The following is a 14962-nucleotide window of genomic DNA, read 5'->3' as shown; positions in this document are numbered from 1 at the left end:
ACACCGTAGCGGTGCCCGCCCGGCCGGGGGAGGCGCCGCGCGGTCGGGGGCTCAGGCCGCGCCGGTGCGCGAGGCGAGCACGCGGCGGAACGACTCGAGCCGGGCGGCCCGGGCGGCGCGGGTCTCGTCGTCGGGGGACGCCTCGACCCACTCGTCGAGAGCGCAGTCCGGGGCGTCGTCCAGGTGGGTGCACCCGCGGGGGCAGTCCGCGGCGACCGCGTCGAGGTCCTCGAACGCGTGCAGCAGGTGGTCGACCTGCACGTGCGCGAGGCCGAACGACCGCACGCCGGGGGTGTCGATGACCCAGCCACCACCGGGCAGGCGCAGCGCGACGGCGGACGTGGACGTGTGGCGGCCGCGGCCCGTGACGTCGTTGACGTGGCCGGTCGCGCGCTGCGCGTCGGGGACGAGGGCGTTGACGAGCGTCGACTTGCCGACGCCCGAGTGCCCGACGAACACGGACGTGCGCCCGGCCAGCGCCTCGCGCACCGCGTCGAGCGGCTCGATCGCCCAGCCGTCCGGCGCGAGGCCGTCGGGCGCGCGGCGCGTCACGACCACGGACACCCCGAGCGGCTCGTACAGCGCGCGCAGCGGGCCGGGGTCGGCGAGGTCGGCCTTGGTGAGGCACAGGAGGACGTCCATGCCGGCGTCGTACGCGGCGACGACGCACCGGTCGATCATGCGCGTGCGCGGCTCGGGCTCGGCGAGCGCGGTGACGACGACGAGCTGGTCGGCGTTGGCGACGATGACCCGCTCGTAGGGGTCGGTGTCGTCGGCCGTGCGGCGCAGCACCGACGAGCGGTCCTGGATGCGCACGATCCGCGCGAGCGACCCGTCGTCGCCGGTCACGTCCCCGACGAGGTCGACACGGTCCCCGCACACGATGCGCGTGCGGCCGAGCTCGCGCGCCTTCATCGCGAGGACGGTGCGCTCGTCGTCCCCGGTCCCGTGGCCGGTCCCGTCGCCCGTCCCGTCGCCCGTCCCGTCGTGGTTCCCGACGAGCAGCGTGTACCGGCCGCGGTCCACGCCCGTGACGAACCCCGTGACTGCGTCCGCGTGCTCGGGCCGCTGCTTGGTGCGCGGCCGGCTGCCGTGCTTGCCGGGGCGAGAGCGGAAGTCGGACTCGTCCGGGACGCGGCGGGCCATCAGCGGGCCGCCGCTCCCGCGCCGGGTCCGGTCCCGCCCCCGAGCATGCGCTCCCACATCCCCGCGAACCCGGGCAGCGTCTTGGCCGTCGTCTCGACGTTCTCGACGCCGACCCCCGGGACGCGCAGGCCGATCACGGCGGCGGACGTCGCCATGCGGTGGTCGTGGTACGTGCGGAACAGCGCGCCGTGCAGGGGGCGCGGCGTGATGACGAGACCGTCGCGCGTCTCCTTCGCCTGCCCGCCGAGGCGCGTGATCTCCGTCGCGAGCGCGGCGAGCCGGTCGGTCTCGTGCCCGCGGAGGTGGGCGATGCCGCGCAGGCGGCTGGGGGAGTCGGCCAGGGCGGCGAGCGCGGCGATCGTCGGCGCGAGCTCGCCGGCCGCGTGCAGGTCCACGTCGACGCCGCGCACCTCGCCCGTGCCCGTCACGGACAGCACGTCGCCGTCCAGCGACGTGGTCGCGCCCATGGACTCGAGCAGCTCGGGGACCATCGCGCCCGGCTGGGTCGTCGCCGTCGGCCAGCCCGTGACGCGCACCGTGCCCCCCGCGACGAGCGCGGCGGCGAGGAACGGAGCGGCGTTCGACAGGTCGGGCTCGACCTGCACGTCGCGCGCCGCGATCGGACCGGGCTCGACCCGCCAGATCGCGGGCCGGGAGTCGTCGACGACGACGCCGACCTCCCGCAGGACCTCCACCGTCATCTCGATGTGGGGCATGCTCGGCAGCGTGTGGCCGATGTGCCGCACCGTGAGGCCCTGGTCGTAGCGCGCGGCGGCGAGGAGGAGCCCGGAGACGAACTGGCTCGACGCCGACGCGTCCACGTCGACCGACCCGCCACGCACCCGGCCGCGGCCGCGGATCGTGAAGGGGAGCGTCGTCGGCAGGCCGCCGCGGTCGCCCTCGACCGGCACGTCGAGCGCGCTGAGCGCCGCGAGCACGGGGCCCATGGGACGCACGCGCGCGCCCTCGTCGCCGTCGAACCGGACGGTGCCGTCGGCGAGCGCGGCGAGCGGCGGCAGGAAGCGCATGACGGTGCCGGCGAGGCCGCAGTCGACCTCGACGGGTCCGCGCAGCGGACCGGGGGTCACGCGCAGCTCGCTCGGCGACGCACCCTCCTCGACGCCGACGCCGAGCGTGCGCAGGGCGGCGATCATCAGGTCCGCGTCGCGGCTGCGCAGGGCGCCGCGCAGCGTCCCGGGCCCGTCGGCGAGCGCGGCCAGGACGAGCAGCCGGTTCGTCAGCGACTTCGACCCCGGGACCTCGACCGTCGCGTCGAGCGGCCCACCCGCCGTGGGCGCGGCCCAGCCCTCGTCGACGGAGGCGGGCACGGACGCGGCGGAGGGCGAGGTCGTCATGGCCTCCAGGCTAGTGGAGGGACCGCGCCCGACGGCGGACGGTTCCGCCGCCCGGACGCGTCGCGACCGCGTCAGGCGACCTTCGCGCGGACCGCGGCCTCGGCGTCGTGCACGGCCCCCGCGGCGAGGGTCGCGGCGTGCTCCGCGGCCTCCTGGGCGGCCTTCGTGGCGCGCCGCGCCGAGCGCCGCGCCTCCTCGGCCGCGTGCTTCGCGGCGTTCTTCGTGGAGCGTCCCGCCTCCTTCGCCGCTCCCCGGGCCGAGGCGGAGACGTCCTTCACGGCACCCTTCGCGCTCGCGACCACGGCCTCCTGCTTCGCCTGCTTGGCGAGCGCGAGGTCGTGCCGCGCCTGCTCGAGCCGCCACTGCACGCCGGGGCGGCCCTCGTAGTCCGCGCCCGCGATGAGCGCCGCGCCGATCGCGCCGACGTTCGCGACGAACTTCCGCGTGCGCTCGGCACGCGTCGCCTCGCCCGGGGTGAAGGGCTGGTTGACGACCGCGAGCGGCACCGTGAGCGCGGCGAGGGTCAGGGCGGCCGTGCGAGGCGCCTTCCCGACGGCGAGGAACAACCCCGCGACGGCCGTCGCGGCCCCGTGGGCGCGCACGAGCAGGGCGACCTGCTTCTCGCTGAGCGGAGCCTCGATCCCGGCGCTCTTCTCCACGAGCTCGACGCCCGAGCGCGCGGCTCGCACGTGCTCGGCAGGCTTGAGCGCGGCCTGGAGCCCGTCGTAGACGAACCACGAGGCCAGCATGGGCCTCGCGAGGTGACGCAGCAGCATCGGTTCTCTCCTCATCGCCGGTGACTCGCCGGTGTCCGTCCCAGGTGTCCGCCCCGGGCGTCCGCCGGTCGGTCCCAGCCTGCCGCGACCGCCCGGGCGGCGCCACCCGCGGGACGTGAGGCGCGCCTCACGGCGGAGCGTCAGAGCGCCCCGCCCGCGGCTTCCGGTGCGTCGGCCGACTCGCCCGAGTCGCCGATCGTCTCGCGCGCGACGAAGTTCTCGAGGTCGAACAGGTTGTCGCCCGCGCGCTGCGCGACGGTGAGCAGGGTCGTCGCCGACGCGACCTCCTCCACCTGCTCCTTGAGGAACCACAGGAGGAACTGCTCGCCGAGGGCGTCGCCCTCCTCGCGCGCGGCGCGGAAGATCGCCTCGATCTGCGCCGTGACCTGCTTCTCCTGGTCGAGCGCGAGCCGCAGCGGCTCGACGACGTCCCCGAAGTCGTTGCGGACCGGGCCGGAGCCGGGGATCTCGACGGGCAGGTCCCGGTCGAGGTGGTACTGCACGATCATCATCGCGTGGTTGCGCTCCTCCACCGACTGCCGGTAGAAGTGCGCGGCGAGCTGCGGCAGGTCGTGCGCGTCGAACCACACGGCGATCGCGATGTACTGCTGGTGCGCGTCGAGCTCGTGCCCGACCTGCTCGCGCAGCAGGGTGAGGAAGCGGGACGGGGTCTGCGAGGTCGTCATGGCGCCACGCTAGCGAGGCCGTGCCTGCTGCGCTCGGGCGGGTCCCCGGGCGCGGGAATGCGCGAGGGCGTGCGCGGGTTGCACCACTCGTGACCGTCCTGCTCGAGACTCCCGCACCCGCTGCCCGGGCCGCGTCGTCGACCCCCGAGGCGCCGACGGCGGACGCGGCGTTCGCCGCCGCGTGGTCGGCACCGGTCACGTCACCGGACACCCAGACGAACAGGGGACTAGGCTCGTTGTTGATGACAGAGCGAATCTCCGGCAGCGACGTCTCCGGCAGCCCCGCGACGGCGTCGGGAACGACGCCGGTCGAAGGCACGACGCTGCCCGTGGACACGACGGACGCCGAGGACACGAACCGCGCGCCGCAGACCGAGAGCGACGCCGCGCGCGCCGCACGGTTCGAGCAGGACGCGTTGCAGTACCTCGACCAGCTGTACTCCGCGGCCCTGCGCATGACGCGCAACCCGTCGGACGCCGAGGACCTGGTGCAGGAGACGTTCGCGAAGGCGTTCGCGGCGTTCCACCAGTACCGGCCGGGCACGAACCTCAAGGCGTGGCTGTACCGCATCCTCACGAACACGTTCATCAACACGTACCGCAAGAAGCAGCGCGAGCCGCAGCAGGCGCAGACGGACGACGTCGAGGACTGGCAGATCGCGCGCGCCGCGTCGCACACCTCGCAGGGGCTGCGCTCCGCCGAGGCGGAGGCGCTCGACCGGCTGCCGGACTCGGACGTGAAGCGCGCGCTGCAGGAGCTGCCCGAGGACCGTCGCATGGTCGTGTACTACGCGGACGTCGAGGGCTTCCCCTACAAGGAGATCGCGGAGATCATGGGGACACCGATCGGCACGGTCATGTCGCGCCTGCACCGAGGCAGGCGTCAGCTGCGCGAGCTGCTGGCCGACTACGCCGTGAGGCGAGGACTGGTGGGGGCCAAGACCCCCGGAGGTGAGTCGTGAGCACGTCAGAGAGCCGGATTCCCGGGCGCGGCCCCGTGGAGGAGTCGGTGACGCCCATCCCGCACTCGACGGCGGGCGAGTCGGAGTGCGAGCACGCGCTCACGCACCTCTACGAGTACCTCGACTCGGAGATGACTCCGGACGACGAGCTGCGCATGCGCGCGCACGTCGCGCACTGCTCGCCGTGCCTCGCCGAGCTGAGCGTGGAGGAGCTCGTCAAGCAGCTCGTGCGCCGCTCGTGCCACGAGAAGGCGCCGGCGGGACTGCGGGAGCGCATCCACACGCAGCTCACGGTCATGGTCACGACGACGACGGTCGTCGAGACGCGCTGAGACCACCCGAGGCGCCCGCCACCGCGGGCAGAGCGGGTAGAGCGGGTAGAGAACGAGAGAGGGCCCGGACCGACGTCGTCGGTCCGGGCCCTCTCGCCGTCCCCTGGGGGGCGCGCCGTCTCAGGCGTTGGGGCGCTTGCCGTGGTTCGCGGCGTTGCCCTTGCGGCTGCGACGCTTGCGTCCGCGCTTGCTCATGGTGTTCTCCTGACGATCGGGGGAGTCCCGCCGGTCTCGGCGGGTCCAGTCCGCCCACCATCGTCCCACACGCGACCCCTTGCCACGGTCGAGCACGCGATATATCGTGTCTGGCAGAACGAGATATATCGCGAGTCTCGCACGCGACCGCCTCCATGGCGCAGGGGGCGCGACCACGGACGGAGCACAGGATGACGCAGGAGAGCTGGACCGTCACCAGTCCCCAGGCCATCGACCTCGCGCGCGTGCGGACGCTCGACGCGACCGTCATCGGCGGGCGTATCGACGTCGTCGCGCACGACGACCCGACGCGCACCGACACGCGCGTCGAGGTCCACTCGGTCGTGGGCCGTCCCCTGGAGGTGCGCCTCGAGGGGACCACGCTCCGGGTCGGCTACGGGCCGTTCGTCGCGGGCTGGAAGGGCTTCCTCGAACGCTTCCGCACGTACACCGGCAAGGACGCGGCCGACGTGCACGTGGCCGTGCCGGCGACGACGACGGTCAAGGTCGCGACCGTGCAGGGCGAGGCGCTCGTCGCGGGCGTGCGCGACGGCGCCCGGCTGGCGACCGTCTCCGGCTCCGTGATGACGAGCCGCACGAGCGGCGAGCTGCGCGTCGACACGGTCTCGGGCGAGGTCTCGGCGAGCGAGCACGACGGCCCGGTCCGCATGGACTCGGTGTCCGGCGGCCTCACCGCGACCGGCGCGCTCCGTGCGCTGCGCCTCGACTCCGTCTCGGGGTCCGTCACGGTCGACACCCGCACGACCCCGTCCGAGATCACGGTCAGCGCCGTCTCCGCCGACGTGCTCGTGCGGCTGCCCGACCCGGACGCGATGGACTACGCGATCCGCTGCGTGAGCGGGCGGCTGCTCGTGGACGGCGCGGAGCAGCGCGGGTCCGCGCGCTCGTTCCACCAGCCCGCGCGGTCCGGGAAGGGTTCGCCGGTCCGGGTCTCCGCCGTCTCCGGCGACGTGACCGTCCTGCGCGGGGCGCCGGACGAGACGTCGTGGGACGCGGCCGTGCACCCGGTCGAGGACGCCCCGGTCGACGCCGACGCCCCCGTGTGGGGGAGCCCGGGGGCTCGCGACGGCGCGCCGTCGAGCGGGCCGGTGGACCGCTGATGGCCACCGTCTTCGCGCACGGCGAGCTCCGGCTCTACCTCCTGGCGCTCCTCGACACGGGGCCGAAGCACGGCTACGAGCTCATCACCGAGCTCTCGGAGCGGTTCGGCGGCACCTACCGGCCGAGCGCCGGGACGATCTACCCCCGCCTCGCGCGGCTCGAGGACGAGGGCCTCGTGCACCGCAGCGCGGACGGTCGCAAGACGACGTACGAGCTGACCCCGGCGGGCCGCGCGGAGATCGAGGCGCGCCGCGCCGACGTCGCCGCGCTGGAGCACGGCATCGCCGAGACGGTGCGCCAGCGCGCCGAGGCGCTGCGCGCCGACGTGCAGGGCTCGCTGAAGGGACTGCGGGCCGAGCTCGCGGCCGCCGCGCAGACCGCGCGCGCCCGCCCGCGCGACGGCGAGCCCGACCCGCGGCGACGCGAGTCGTACGCGTGGCGCATGGAGGCCGAGGCGGTGCTGCAGCGCTTCCGCGAGGACGTGCGCGCCGACCTGCGCCGGGCCGACGCGGCGAGCGTCGTCTCGGAGCTCACGGTCGACACCCTGCGCACCGTGCTCGACAGCGCGCGCAAGGCCGTGCGAGCGACCCTGCCCTGACCGACGATCACGAGAACCCCTCGACGAACGACCAGCACCGCACCCCTGAACCGCAGCACCGAACGAGGAGAAGCGCATGAGCACCGAGTCCTGGGTCATCAACGCCCCCCAGACCGTCGACGTCGCCGACGTCCGGCGCGTCGTCGTCCAGCTCACCGACGGCGCGGTGGACGTCGTCGCCGACCCTGCGCGCGACGCCGGGGCGCACCTCTACGTCAGCGAGGTGTCCGAGCGCCCGCTCCAGGTGAGCGTGCACGACGGCGAGCTGCGCGTCGGCTACGACTTCGCCGGCGTCGAGGGCCTCGTCGAGCGGGCGAAGGGCCTGCGCGACAAGGACCGCGCCGTCGTCCGGCTCACCGTCCCCGCGCACGTGCCGGTCAAGGTGACGACCGCGCGCGCCACGGCCTCCGTCGTCGGGACGCGGGCCGACCTGTCCGTGACGACCGCGAAGGGCGCGGTGCGCGTCCAGGGCGTGTCGGGCACGGCGTCGATCAAGACGGCGACCGGTGCGGTCGACGTCAGCGAGCACGTCGGCGACGTCCACGTGAGCACCGCGTCCGGGGCGGTCACGCTCGACGGGACGCTCGGCCGGGTGTCGGTCAACACGGTGACGAGCGGCGTCGAGGTCGTGGCACGCGAGAGCACCCCGCTCGTCGACGCGCGCACCGTCTCCGGCGACGTGGCCGTGCGCCTCGGCGCCGGGTCGCCGGTCAACCTGAAGGCCCGCAGCGTCACGGGCAAGGCCGTGCTCGACGGCGTCCGCCTGGACTCCGCCGCGCAGCGCACGACGTCGGTCGACCACGTCGACCAGCCCGGCGCGGGCGGCGCGTACGTCTCGGCGAACACCGTCTCGGGCGACCTCACGGTCTCGCGCGGCTGACGCCGACGCGCCGACGGCCCGCCGTCCCAGGAGTGGTCCTGGGGCGACGGGCCGTCGTCGTGCGCGGTGGGTTCAGACGGTGTCGTCCGGCAGGCCCAGCCACGCGTGCCAGCCCGTGTGCAGCACGAGCCAGGCCATGAGCCCGTAGCCCGCCTGCCCGGGGAAGCCGTTGCCGCTCTGCGCGAGGTCGGCGAGCCACTGCTCGTGCGTGACGAGCGGGCTGAAGGTGTCGACGTACGGCACGCGGCGCCGGTTCGCGACGTCGGAGAAGGCGTGCGAGAGCTCGGCGAGCCGGTCGGCGTCCTGCGCGTGGCCCGGCGGGGGGCCCACGACGAACGTCGGCAGCCGGTGCGACTCCGCGACGTCGAGCACGTTCGCCAGGTTGAGGCGCGAGCGCGCGACCGAGAGCCCCGCGTCGAGGTCGTGGCGGCCGAGGCCGATGACGAGGCGGTTGTCCACGTCCGGCTCCGGGGCGAACCGTCGCGCGGTCTCCGCCTCCCAGCGCTGGCTGAGCGCCGTCGTCGTCTCGCCGGGGATGGCGAGCGGGAACACGTACGCCGGCTGGGGGAAGCGCGTGCGCGCCACGACGCGCCCCGCCCACCCCAGGGCCTTCGCGTCGCCGACGCCGGCGCTCAGCTCGTCGCCGACGACGCAGATCCGTACCTCACGACTCACGGCGTCCTCCACGGGCGCCATTCTCCCCGACGTGGGCGGCGTGGGTCGAAACCGCCTCGTGGGCCCGGCGTGTCCAGCCGGGCATATCGGACGGACCGCCCACGATCCGACAGGTCAGAGCAGCGTCGCGCCCCAGGTGACCTCGTGCGAGGCGCCCGGCTCGAGCCGCACGAGGCGCTCGCCGGTGCGGAACGCGTCCGCGATGCAGCTCATCGGCTCCGCGGCGACGCCGGACCGGCGGAACGCGACGTCCCCGACGTGGTCGCCCGTGCAGACCTGCCAGGTGTCCATCGAGCCGTCCATCCAGACGGCGGACGTGCGGCCGTCGGGAGCGGCGAGCCGCATCCAGGACAGGCCGTCGGCGTCGCGCAGCACGTCGACGTACGCGTCGTCGAGGTCGACGCCCGCGAGCGGGCGCGGCTCGCGCAGGTCGTAGCTCCCTGCGACAGGCTCGGTGCCGGTGGGCAGGAGCCGGTCGTCGGTCGTGACGCGCGTCGCGGCGTCGAGGCGCAGCGTGCACTCGTCGAGGTTCGCGCCGTCGGCGGAGAGCCACGGGTGGAAGCCGATGCCGTAGGGAGCCGTCGTCGCGCCGACGTTCGTGGTCCGCACGTGGACGCGCAGCCCGGCGTCGTCGAGCGAGTAGGTGACGCGCGTGACGAGGTCGAACGGGTAGCCGGGCGAGGGCGGCAGGTGCAGCTCGAGCGTCGCGCGCGCGGCCTCGTGCTCGACGACGACCCAGCGCTGCCAGCACGCGAGCCCGTGCAGGGCGGTGCTGCGGTCGGGCTCCGACACGGGCACCTGGTACGCGGTGCCGTCCACCTCGTACGCGCCGTCCCGCAGCCGATTGGGCCAGGGGAGCAGGACCGCGCCGTTGAACGCGGGTGCGACCTCGTCCTCCGCGAAGGGGGTGAAGACGGGCCGGCCGCCGACCGCGTACTCGCGCACGGCCGCGCCCACCTCGGTGATCGTCGCTGCGTGCTCGCCGTGGGCGATGCGGACCTGGGTCCCCGAGGGGGCATGGGTGTTCACGCTCACATACGGTACTCGGCGTGCGAGGGTGCGCGATGCGCTCTCGGCAGTCAGACTCGGTGCCCGGGTGTGTCTCCCGGCGCACCCGACGCAGCACGAGGAGGAACGATGGAACGACAGGTGCTCGGACGCACGGGACGGCTCGTCTCGGTCGTCGGACTGGGAACCTGGCAGCTCGGCGCCGACTGGGGCGACGTGAGCGAGGACGACGCGCGCGCCGTGCTCGACGCCTCCGCCGAGGCCGGCGTGACGTTCTTCGACACCGCGGACGTCTACGGCGACGGGCGCAGCGAGCAGATCATCGGCGGGTACCTCGCGGACAACCCGAGCCACGCGATCACGGTCGCGACCAAGATGGGGCGCCGCGAGGCCCAGGACGCGGACAACTTCACGCTCGCGAAGTTCCGCGAGTGGACCGACCGGTCGCGTCGCAACCTCCGGACGGACCGCCTCGACCTCGTCCAGCTCCACTGCCCCCCGACGGCGGTCTACTCGCGCGACGAGGTCTACGACGGCCTCGACACCCTGGTCGCCGAGGGTGCCATCGCGAGCTACGGCGTGAGCGTCGAGACCGTCGACGAGGCGCTCACCGCGATCGCGCGCCCCGGCGTCGCGACCGTGCAGATCATCCTCAACGCGTTCCGGCTCAAGCCCCTCGACGCCGTCCTGCCCGCGGCGTCCGCCGCCGGGGTCGGCGTCATCGCGCGAGTGCCGCTCGCGTCCGGGTTGCTGTCCGGCAAGTACACGAAGGACACGACCTTCGCGGCCGACGACCACCGCACGTACAACCGCGACGGGAGCGCGTTCGACGTCGGCGAGACGTTCTCCGGCGTCGACTTCGAGACGGGTGTCCAGGCGGCGGGCGAGTTCACCACGCTCGTGCACGACATCGTCGGGCAGGAGCTCACGCCCGCCCAGGTCGCGATCGCGTGGGTCTGGCAGCAGCCCGGCGTGTCGACCGTCATCCCCGGCGCGCGCAACGTCGATCAGGCACGTTCGAACGCCGCCGCGGGCGACGCGGACGTCCTCGGTCCGCTCTTCACCTCGGGCGTCCGCGAGATCTACGACGAGCACCTGCGCGCGAAGATCCACGACCGCTGGTGACCCGCGAGGTCGACCCGCACGTCGCCAGGTCGGTCCCCTGAGGGTCGATCTCGGACGCCCGGGTCGGTCTCGGCGGGGACGGCCCCGAGCGCCCGGCGCGACCGTGCCGCGCGCCCGACGACGAAGGCCCCCTCCGTGCGGAGGGGGCCTTCGTCGTGTCCAGGGCCGGAGCCCGGCGAGGTCAGCGGGCGAACGCCTGCTCGAGGAGCACGGCCTGCTGGGCCTGGTGCTTCTTCGCCGTGCCAGCGGCGGTCGACGCCGACGCCGGGCGCGAGACGACGCTCACGCGCGGCAGGTCCTCGGGCAGGTTGATGTGCACGAACGACCAGGCGCCCTGGTTCTCCGGCTCGTCCTGGACCCACACGACCTCGGCGCCCGGGTACTTCGCGAGCTCGGCGCGGATGCCGTCGACGTCGAGCGGGTAGAGCTGCTCGAGGCGGACGAGCGCCACGCCCTCGTCGCCGCGCTTGGTGCGCTCGGCGAGGAGGTCGTAGTACACGCGGCCCGTGCTGAGGAGCACGCGGTCGACCTTCGCCGGGTCCACCGTCGCGTCCGGGATGACGGGCTGGAACGTGCCCGTCGTGAAGTCCTCGACGCTCGACGCGGCGGCCTTGAGGCGCAGGAGCTGCTTGGGCGTGAACACGACGAGCGGACGGCGCGGGCGGGCGTACGCCTGCTGGCGCAGCAGGTGGAAGTACGACGCGGGCGTCGACGGCTGCGCGATCGTCATGTTGTCCTCGGCCGCGAGCTGGAGGAACCGCTCGATGCGCGCGGACGAGTGGTCCGGCCCCTGGCCCTCGTAGCCGTGGGGGAGGAGCATGACGACCGACGAGTACTGGCCCCACTTCTGCTCGGCGGACGAGATGAACTCGTCGATCACCGTCTGGGCACCGTTGACGAAGTCGCCGAACTGCGCCTCCCACAGCACGAGCGCGTCCGGACGCTCCACGGAGTAGCCGTACTCGAAGCCGAGCGCGGCGTACTCGGACAGGGACGAGTCGTAGACCCAGAACTTGGCCTGGTCCGCCGACAGGTACAGCAGCGGCGTCCACTCGGCGCCGGTCTCGCGGTCGTGCAGGACGGCGTGGCGCTGCACGAACGTGCCGCGGCGCGAGTCCTGCCCGGCGAGGCGCACGGGCGTGCCCTCCGCGAGGAGCGAGCCGAACGCGGCGAGCTCGCCGAAGCCCCAGTCGATGCCGCCCTCGACGGACATCTGCCGGCGCTTCTCGAGGAGCTGCGCGAGCTTGGGGTGGACGGTGAAGCCCTCCGGCGGCGCGACGTGCACCTGGCCGACGCGCTCGAGGACCGAGCGGTCGATCGCCGTCTTCCAGCCGACCATCGTGCCGGCGTCCTCGAGCTGGGACTCCGGGCGCTCGAGACCGGCGACCGGCTCGCGGTCCGCGGCGGGCGTGAAGCCGCCCTCCTTGGTCTCGGTGAAGACGCGCTCGAGCTGGGCCTGGTAGTCCTGGAGGACGTGCTCGGCCTCCTCGAGCGTGATGTCGCCGCGCGCGACGAGGTTCTCGGTGTAGAGCTTGCGCACCGAGCGCTTGGCCTCGATGAGGTTGTACATGAGCGGCTGCGTCATCGAGGGGTCGTCGCCCTCGTTGTGACCGCGGCGGCGGTAGCAGATCATGTCGATGATCACGTCGCGGTCGAACTGCTCGCGGAACGCGAAGGCGAGCTCGGCGACGCGCACGCACGCCTCGGGGTCGTCGCCGTTCACGTGGAAGATCGGGACCTGGTAGCCCTTGGCGACGTCGGTCGCGTACGTCGTCGAGCGCGACGACGACGGGCCCGTGGTGAAGCCGACCTGGTTGTTGATGATGACGTGCACGGTGCCGCCGGTGCGGTACCCGCGCAGCTGCGCGAGGTTGAGCACCTCGGGCACGACGCCCTGGCCCGCGAAGGCCGCGTCGCCGTGGATGAGGATCGGCAGCACGGAGAAGCCGTCGCCGCCCAGGTCGATGCGGTCCTGCTTGGCGCGCACGATGCCCTCGAGCACCGGGTCGACCGCCTCGAGGTGCGAGGGGTTCGCCGCGAGGTAGACCTTCGTCGTCGCGCCGGTCTCGGCCGTGAAGACGCCCTCGGTGCCGAGGTGGTACTTCACGTCGCCCGAGCCCTGGACGCTCTTCGGGTCGAGGTTGCCCTCGAACTCCGCGAAGATCTGCGCGTAGCTCTTGCCCGCGATGTTGGCGAGCACGTTGAGGCGACCACGGTGGGCCATGCCGATGCCGACCTCGTCGAGGCCGTTCTCCGCGGCCTTCGACAGGATCGCGTCGAGCAGCGGGATGAGCGCCTCCCCGCCCTCGAGCGAGAAGCGCTTCTGCCCGACGAACTTCGTCTGCAGGAACGTCTCGAACGCCTCGGCCGAGTTGAGGCGGCGCAGGATGCGGAGCTGGTCCTCGCGCGGCGTGCGCGCGTACCCGGACTCGAGGCGCTCCTGGAGCCACTTGCGCTGCGTGCGGTCGGCCAGGTGCATGTACTCCACGCCGACGGTGCGGCAGTAGGAGTCGCGCAGCAGGCCGAGGATGTCGCGCAGCGTCGACTTGGTGCGGCCGCCGAACCCGCCCGTGGGGAACGTGCGGTCGAGGTCCCACAGCGTCATGCCGTGGTTCTGGATGTCGAGGTCGCCGTGCTTGCGCTGGCGGTACGCGAGCGGGTCGGTGTCGGCCATGAGGTGGCCGCGCGAGCGGTAGGAGTGGACCAGCTCGGCGATCTTGGCGGGCTTGGCCGCCTCGATCTCGGCGTCCGTCGTGTTGTCGCGGACCCAGCGCACCGGCTCGTACGGGATGCGCAGCGCGGCGAACACGCGGTCGTAGAAGCCGTCCTCGCCGAGGAGCTTCTGCGACAGGATCCGCAGGAACTCGCCCGACTGCGCGCCCTGGATGATGCGGTGGTCGTAGGTCGACGTGATCGTCAGGACCTTCGAGATGCCCAGGCGCGCGAGGCGCTCGGTCGAAGCGCCCGCGAACTCGGCGGGGTAGTCCATCGCGCCGACGCCGATGATCGTGCCCTGACCCGCCATAAGGCGCGGGACCGAGTGCACGGTGCCGATGCCGCCGGGGTTGGTGAGCGAGATCGTGGTCCCGGCGAAGTCGTCGACGCCGAGCTTGCCGCCGCGCGCGCGACGCACGAGGTCCTCGTAGGCCGCCCAGAACTGGGCGAAGTCCATCGACTCGGCCTTCTTGATGCTCGGCACGAGGAGCTGGCGCGACCCGTCCGGCTTGGCGAGGTCGATCGCGAGGCCGAAGTTGACGTGCGCGGGATGGTTCACCGCGGGCTTGCCGTCGAGCTGCGTGTAGCTCGCGTTCATGACTGGCATGTCCGCCAGCGCCTCGACGAGCGCGAACCCGATGAGGTGCGTGAACGAGATCTTGCCGCCGCGGCCGCGCGCGAGGTGGTTGTTGATGACGATCCGGTTGTCGACCATGAGCTTGGCCGGCACCGCGCGCACCGACGTCGCCGTCGGCACCTGGATGCTGGCCTCCATGTTCGTCACGACGCGAGCCGCGGGACCGCGGAGCTTCTGCACGTCGTCGCCGACGGTCTCCGCCTCGGCCTCCGGCGCGCCGGCGACCTTGCGGGCCGGGACCTGCGCGTACGGCGCGGTCGCCGGCTGTGCCGTCGCGACGGGCCGGGTCGCCAGGACCGCCTCGGCGGCGGCGTTGACCTCGGGGTCGGCCGGGAGCTTCGGGGGCTTGACGCGCTGCGCCGCCTCGGCGGCGGCCGAGCCGTCCGTCACCGCGGCCGGCACGGCGGGGGCTGCCGGAGCCGCGGCGGGCGCAGCGGGAGCGCCGTTCACGGGCGCCGGCGGCGCGCCGGCCGTCGTCGTGGCTGTCTCGGCACGCTCCGCCGGACGGTAGTCCTCGAAGAAGTCCCACCACGCGGGGTCCACCGCGTTCTTGTCCTGGAGGTACTGCTCGTACAGCTCGTCGACGAGCCACTCGTTCGCTCCGAACACGGAGCTTGCGTCGCTGATCGCCTCTGACTCAGCCTTCGGGGACACGCGAGGATCGCCCACTTTCACACACAGGTCGCTGTCGGTCACAGTCTGCGAAGCAGACGCGAGGCGGCACGCGGAAGGCGTGGCGCCCGACGTCGG

General features: G+C 73.6%; 14 protein-coding genes. 6 read left to right on the top strand and 8 right to left on the bottom strand.

Features of this window, described 5'->3' with window-relative positions:
- Positions 1–51 precede the first annotated feature (51 nt).
- From rsgA to NF338_RS05765, 4 genes are all read right to left on the bottom strand, one after another.
- Positions 52–1146, bottom strand: coding sequence for a ribosome small subunit-dependent GTPase A (gene rsgA, locus NF338_RS05780; protein WP_264029908.1), 1095 nt, complete (start codon positions 1144–1146; stop codon positions 52–54).
- Positions 1146–2501, bottom strand: a complete 1356-nt coding sequence (gene aroA / locus NF338_RS05775) for a 3-phosphoshikimate 1-carboxyvinyltransferase (RefSeq protein WP_264029907.1) — start codon at positions 2499–2501, stop codon at positions 1146–1148. The genes rsgA and aroA overlap by 1 nt, the downstream gene beginning before the upstream one ends.
- Before the next feature lie 71 nt (positions 2502–2572).
- Entirely contained in the window at positions 2573–3277 is a 705-nt protein-coding gene (locus NF338_RS05770) for a DoxX family membrane protein (protein WP_264029906.1), read from the bottom strand.
- Positions 3278–3417: 140 nt separating this feature from the next.
- Complete coding sequence (locus NF338_RS05765; RefSeq protein WP_264029905.1) at positions 3418–3963, bottom strand: ferritin; 546 nt, start codon at positions 3961–3963, stop codon at positions 3418–3420.
- Positions 3964–4205: 242 nt separating this feature from the next.
- Between NF338_RS05765 and NF338_RS05760 the strand changes: the two genes are divergently transcribed.
- Together NF338_RS05760 and rsrA are read left to right on the top strand one after the other, a co-directional pair.
- A complete protein-coding gene (locus NF338_RS05760) occupies positions 4206–4925 on the top strand; it encodes a sigma-70 family RNA polymerase sigma factor (protein WP_239576732.1) in 720 nt (239 codons plus the stop codon).
- Entirely contained in the window at positions 4922–5257 is a 336-nt protein-coding gene (gene rsrA / locus NF338_RS05755; RefSeq protein WP_244286228.1) for a mycothiol system anti-sigma-R factor, read from the top strand. The genes NF338_RS05760 and rsrA overlap by 4 nt, the downstream gene beginning before the upstream one ends.
- A gap of 120 nt (positions 5258–5377) precedes the next feature.
- On the opposite strand, the gene NF338_RS21025 is transcribed toward rsrA, so the two are convergent.
- The gene (locus NF338_RS21025; RefSeq protein WP_099052597.1) at positions 5378–5452 is read right to left on the bottom strand and encodes a 50S ribosomal protein bL37; all 75 of its coding nucleotides are present in this window, start codon (positions 5450–5452) and stop codon (positions 5378–5380) included.
- 191 nt (positions 5453–5643) lie between these two features.
- On the opposite strand from NF338_RS21025, the gene NF338_RS05750 reads away from it, so the two are divergent.
- The 3 genes from NF338_RS05750 to NF338_RS05740 all read left to right on the top strand — a co-directional run bounded on the left by NF338_RS05750 (position 5644) and on the right by NF338_RS05740 (position 8052).
- Positions 5644–6573, top strand: coding sequence for a DUF4097 family beta strand repeat-containing protein (locus tag NF338_RS05750; RefSeq protein WP_264029904.1), 930 nt, complete (start codon positions 5644–5646; stop codon positions 6571–6573).
- A complete protein-coding gene (locus tag NF338_RS05745) occupies positions 6573–7172 on the top strand; it encodes a PadR family transcriptional regulator (RefSeq protein ID WP_087472465.1) in 600 nt (199 codons plus the stop codon). The genes NF338_RS05750 and NF338_RS05745 overlap by 1 nt, the downstream gene beginning before the upstream one ends.
- A 76-nt stretch (positions 7173–7248) precedes the next feature.
- Positions 7249–8052 (top strand): DUF4097 family beta strand repeat-containing protein, encoded by an 804-nt coding sequence (locus tag NF338_RS05740; RefSeq protein ID WP_264029903.1) that lies wholly within the window; start codon positions 7249–7251, stop codon positions 8050–8052.
- Positions 8053–8124: 72 nt separating this feature from the next.
- Here the strand turns inward: NF338_RS05740 and NF338_RS05735 are convergent, their stop codons facing one another.
- Both NF338_RS05735 and NF338_RS05730 read right to left on the bottom strand, forming a co-directional pair.
- Positions 8125–8748 carry a GDSL-type esterase/lipase family protein gene (locus NF338_RS05735; RefSeq protein ID WP_412846191.1) on the bottom strand — a complete coding sequence of 208 codons (624 nt, stop codon included), beginning with the start codon at positions 8746–8748 and terminating at the stop codon, positions 8125–8127.
- A gap of 93 nt (positions 8749–8841) precedes the next feature.
- The gene (locus NF338_RS05730) at positions 8842–9756 is read right to left on the bottom strand and encodes an aldose 1-epimerase family protein (protein WP_264029901.1); all 915 of its coding nucleotides are present in this window, start codon (positions 9754–9756) and stop codon (positions 8842–8844) included.
- Positions 9757–9864: 108 nt separating this feature from the next.
- On the opposite strand from NF338_RS05730, the gene NF338_RS05725 reads away from it, so the two are divergent.
- Entirely contained in the window at positions 9865–10860 is a 996-nt protein-coding gene (locus NF338_RS05725) for an aldo/keto reductase (RefSeq protein ID WP_264029900.1), read from the top strand.
- A 181-nt stretch (positions 10861–11041) separates the two neighbouring features.
- Here the strand turns inward: NF338_RS05725 and NF338_RS05720 are convergent, their stop codons facing one another.
- Entirely contained in the window at positions 11042–14866 is a 3825-nt protein-coding gene (locus NF338_RS05720) for a multifunctional oxoglutarate decarboxylase/oxoglutarate dehydrogenase thiamine pyrophosphate-binding subunit/dihydrolipoyllysine-residue succinyltransferase subunit (RefSeq protein WP_264029899.1), read from the bottom strand.
- Between the last annotated feature and the right edge of the window lie 96 nt (positions 14867–14962).

It is taken from the genome of Cellulosimicrobium sp. SH8 (genome assembly GCF_025818875.1).
GTDB classification, from domain to species: Bacteria; Actinomycetota; Actinomycetes; order Actinomycetales; family Cellulomonadaceae; genus Cellulosimicrobium; species Cellulosimicrobium cellulans_D.
Note: the sequence above shows the minus strand (reverse complement) of the source record. Positions and strands in the feature narration are given on the sequence as shown.

Coding starts and splice junctions, on each gene's coding strand:
- rsgA (WP_264029908.1), bottom strand. CDS start 1,146: ATGGCCCGCCGCGTCCCGGACGAGTCCGACTTCCGCTCTCGCCCCGGC.
- aroA (WP_264029907.1), bottom strand. CDS start 2,501: ATGACGACCTCGCCCTCCGCCGCGTCCGTGCCCGCCTCCGTCGACGAG.
- NF338_RS05770 (WP_264029906.1), bottom strand. CDS start 3,277: ATGCTGCTGCGTCACCTCGCGAGGCCCATGCTGGCCTCGTGGTTCGTC.
- NF338_RS05765 (WP_264029905.1), bottom strand. CDS start 3,963: ATGACGACCTCGCAGACCCCGTCCCGCTTCCTCACCCTGCTGCGCGAG.
- NF338_RS05760 (WP_239576732.1), top strand. CDS start 4,206: ATGACAGAGCGAATCTCCGGCAGCGACGTCTCCGGCAGCCCCGCGACG.
- NF338_RS05750 (WP_264029904.1), top strand. CDS start 5,644: ATGACGCAGGAGAGCTGGACCGTCACCAGTCCCCAGGCCATCGACCTC.
- NF338_RS05745 (WP_087472465.1), top strand. CDS start 6,573: ATGGCCACCGTCTTCGCGCACGGCGAGCTCCGGCTCTACCTCCTGGCG.
- NF338_RS05740 (WP_264029903.1), top strand. CDS start 7,249: ATGAGCACCGAGTCCTGGGTCATCAACGCCCCCCAGACCGTCGACGTC.
- NF338_RS05735 (WP_412846191.1), bottom strand. CDS start 8,748: ATGGCGCCCGTGGAGGACGCCGTGAGTCGTGAGGTACGGATCTGCGTC.
- NF338_RS05725 (WP_264029900.1), top strand. CDS start 9,865: ATGGAACGACAGGTGCTCGGACGCACGGGACGGCTCGTCTCGGTCGTC.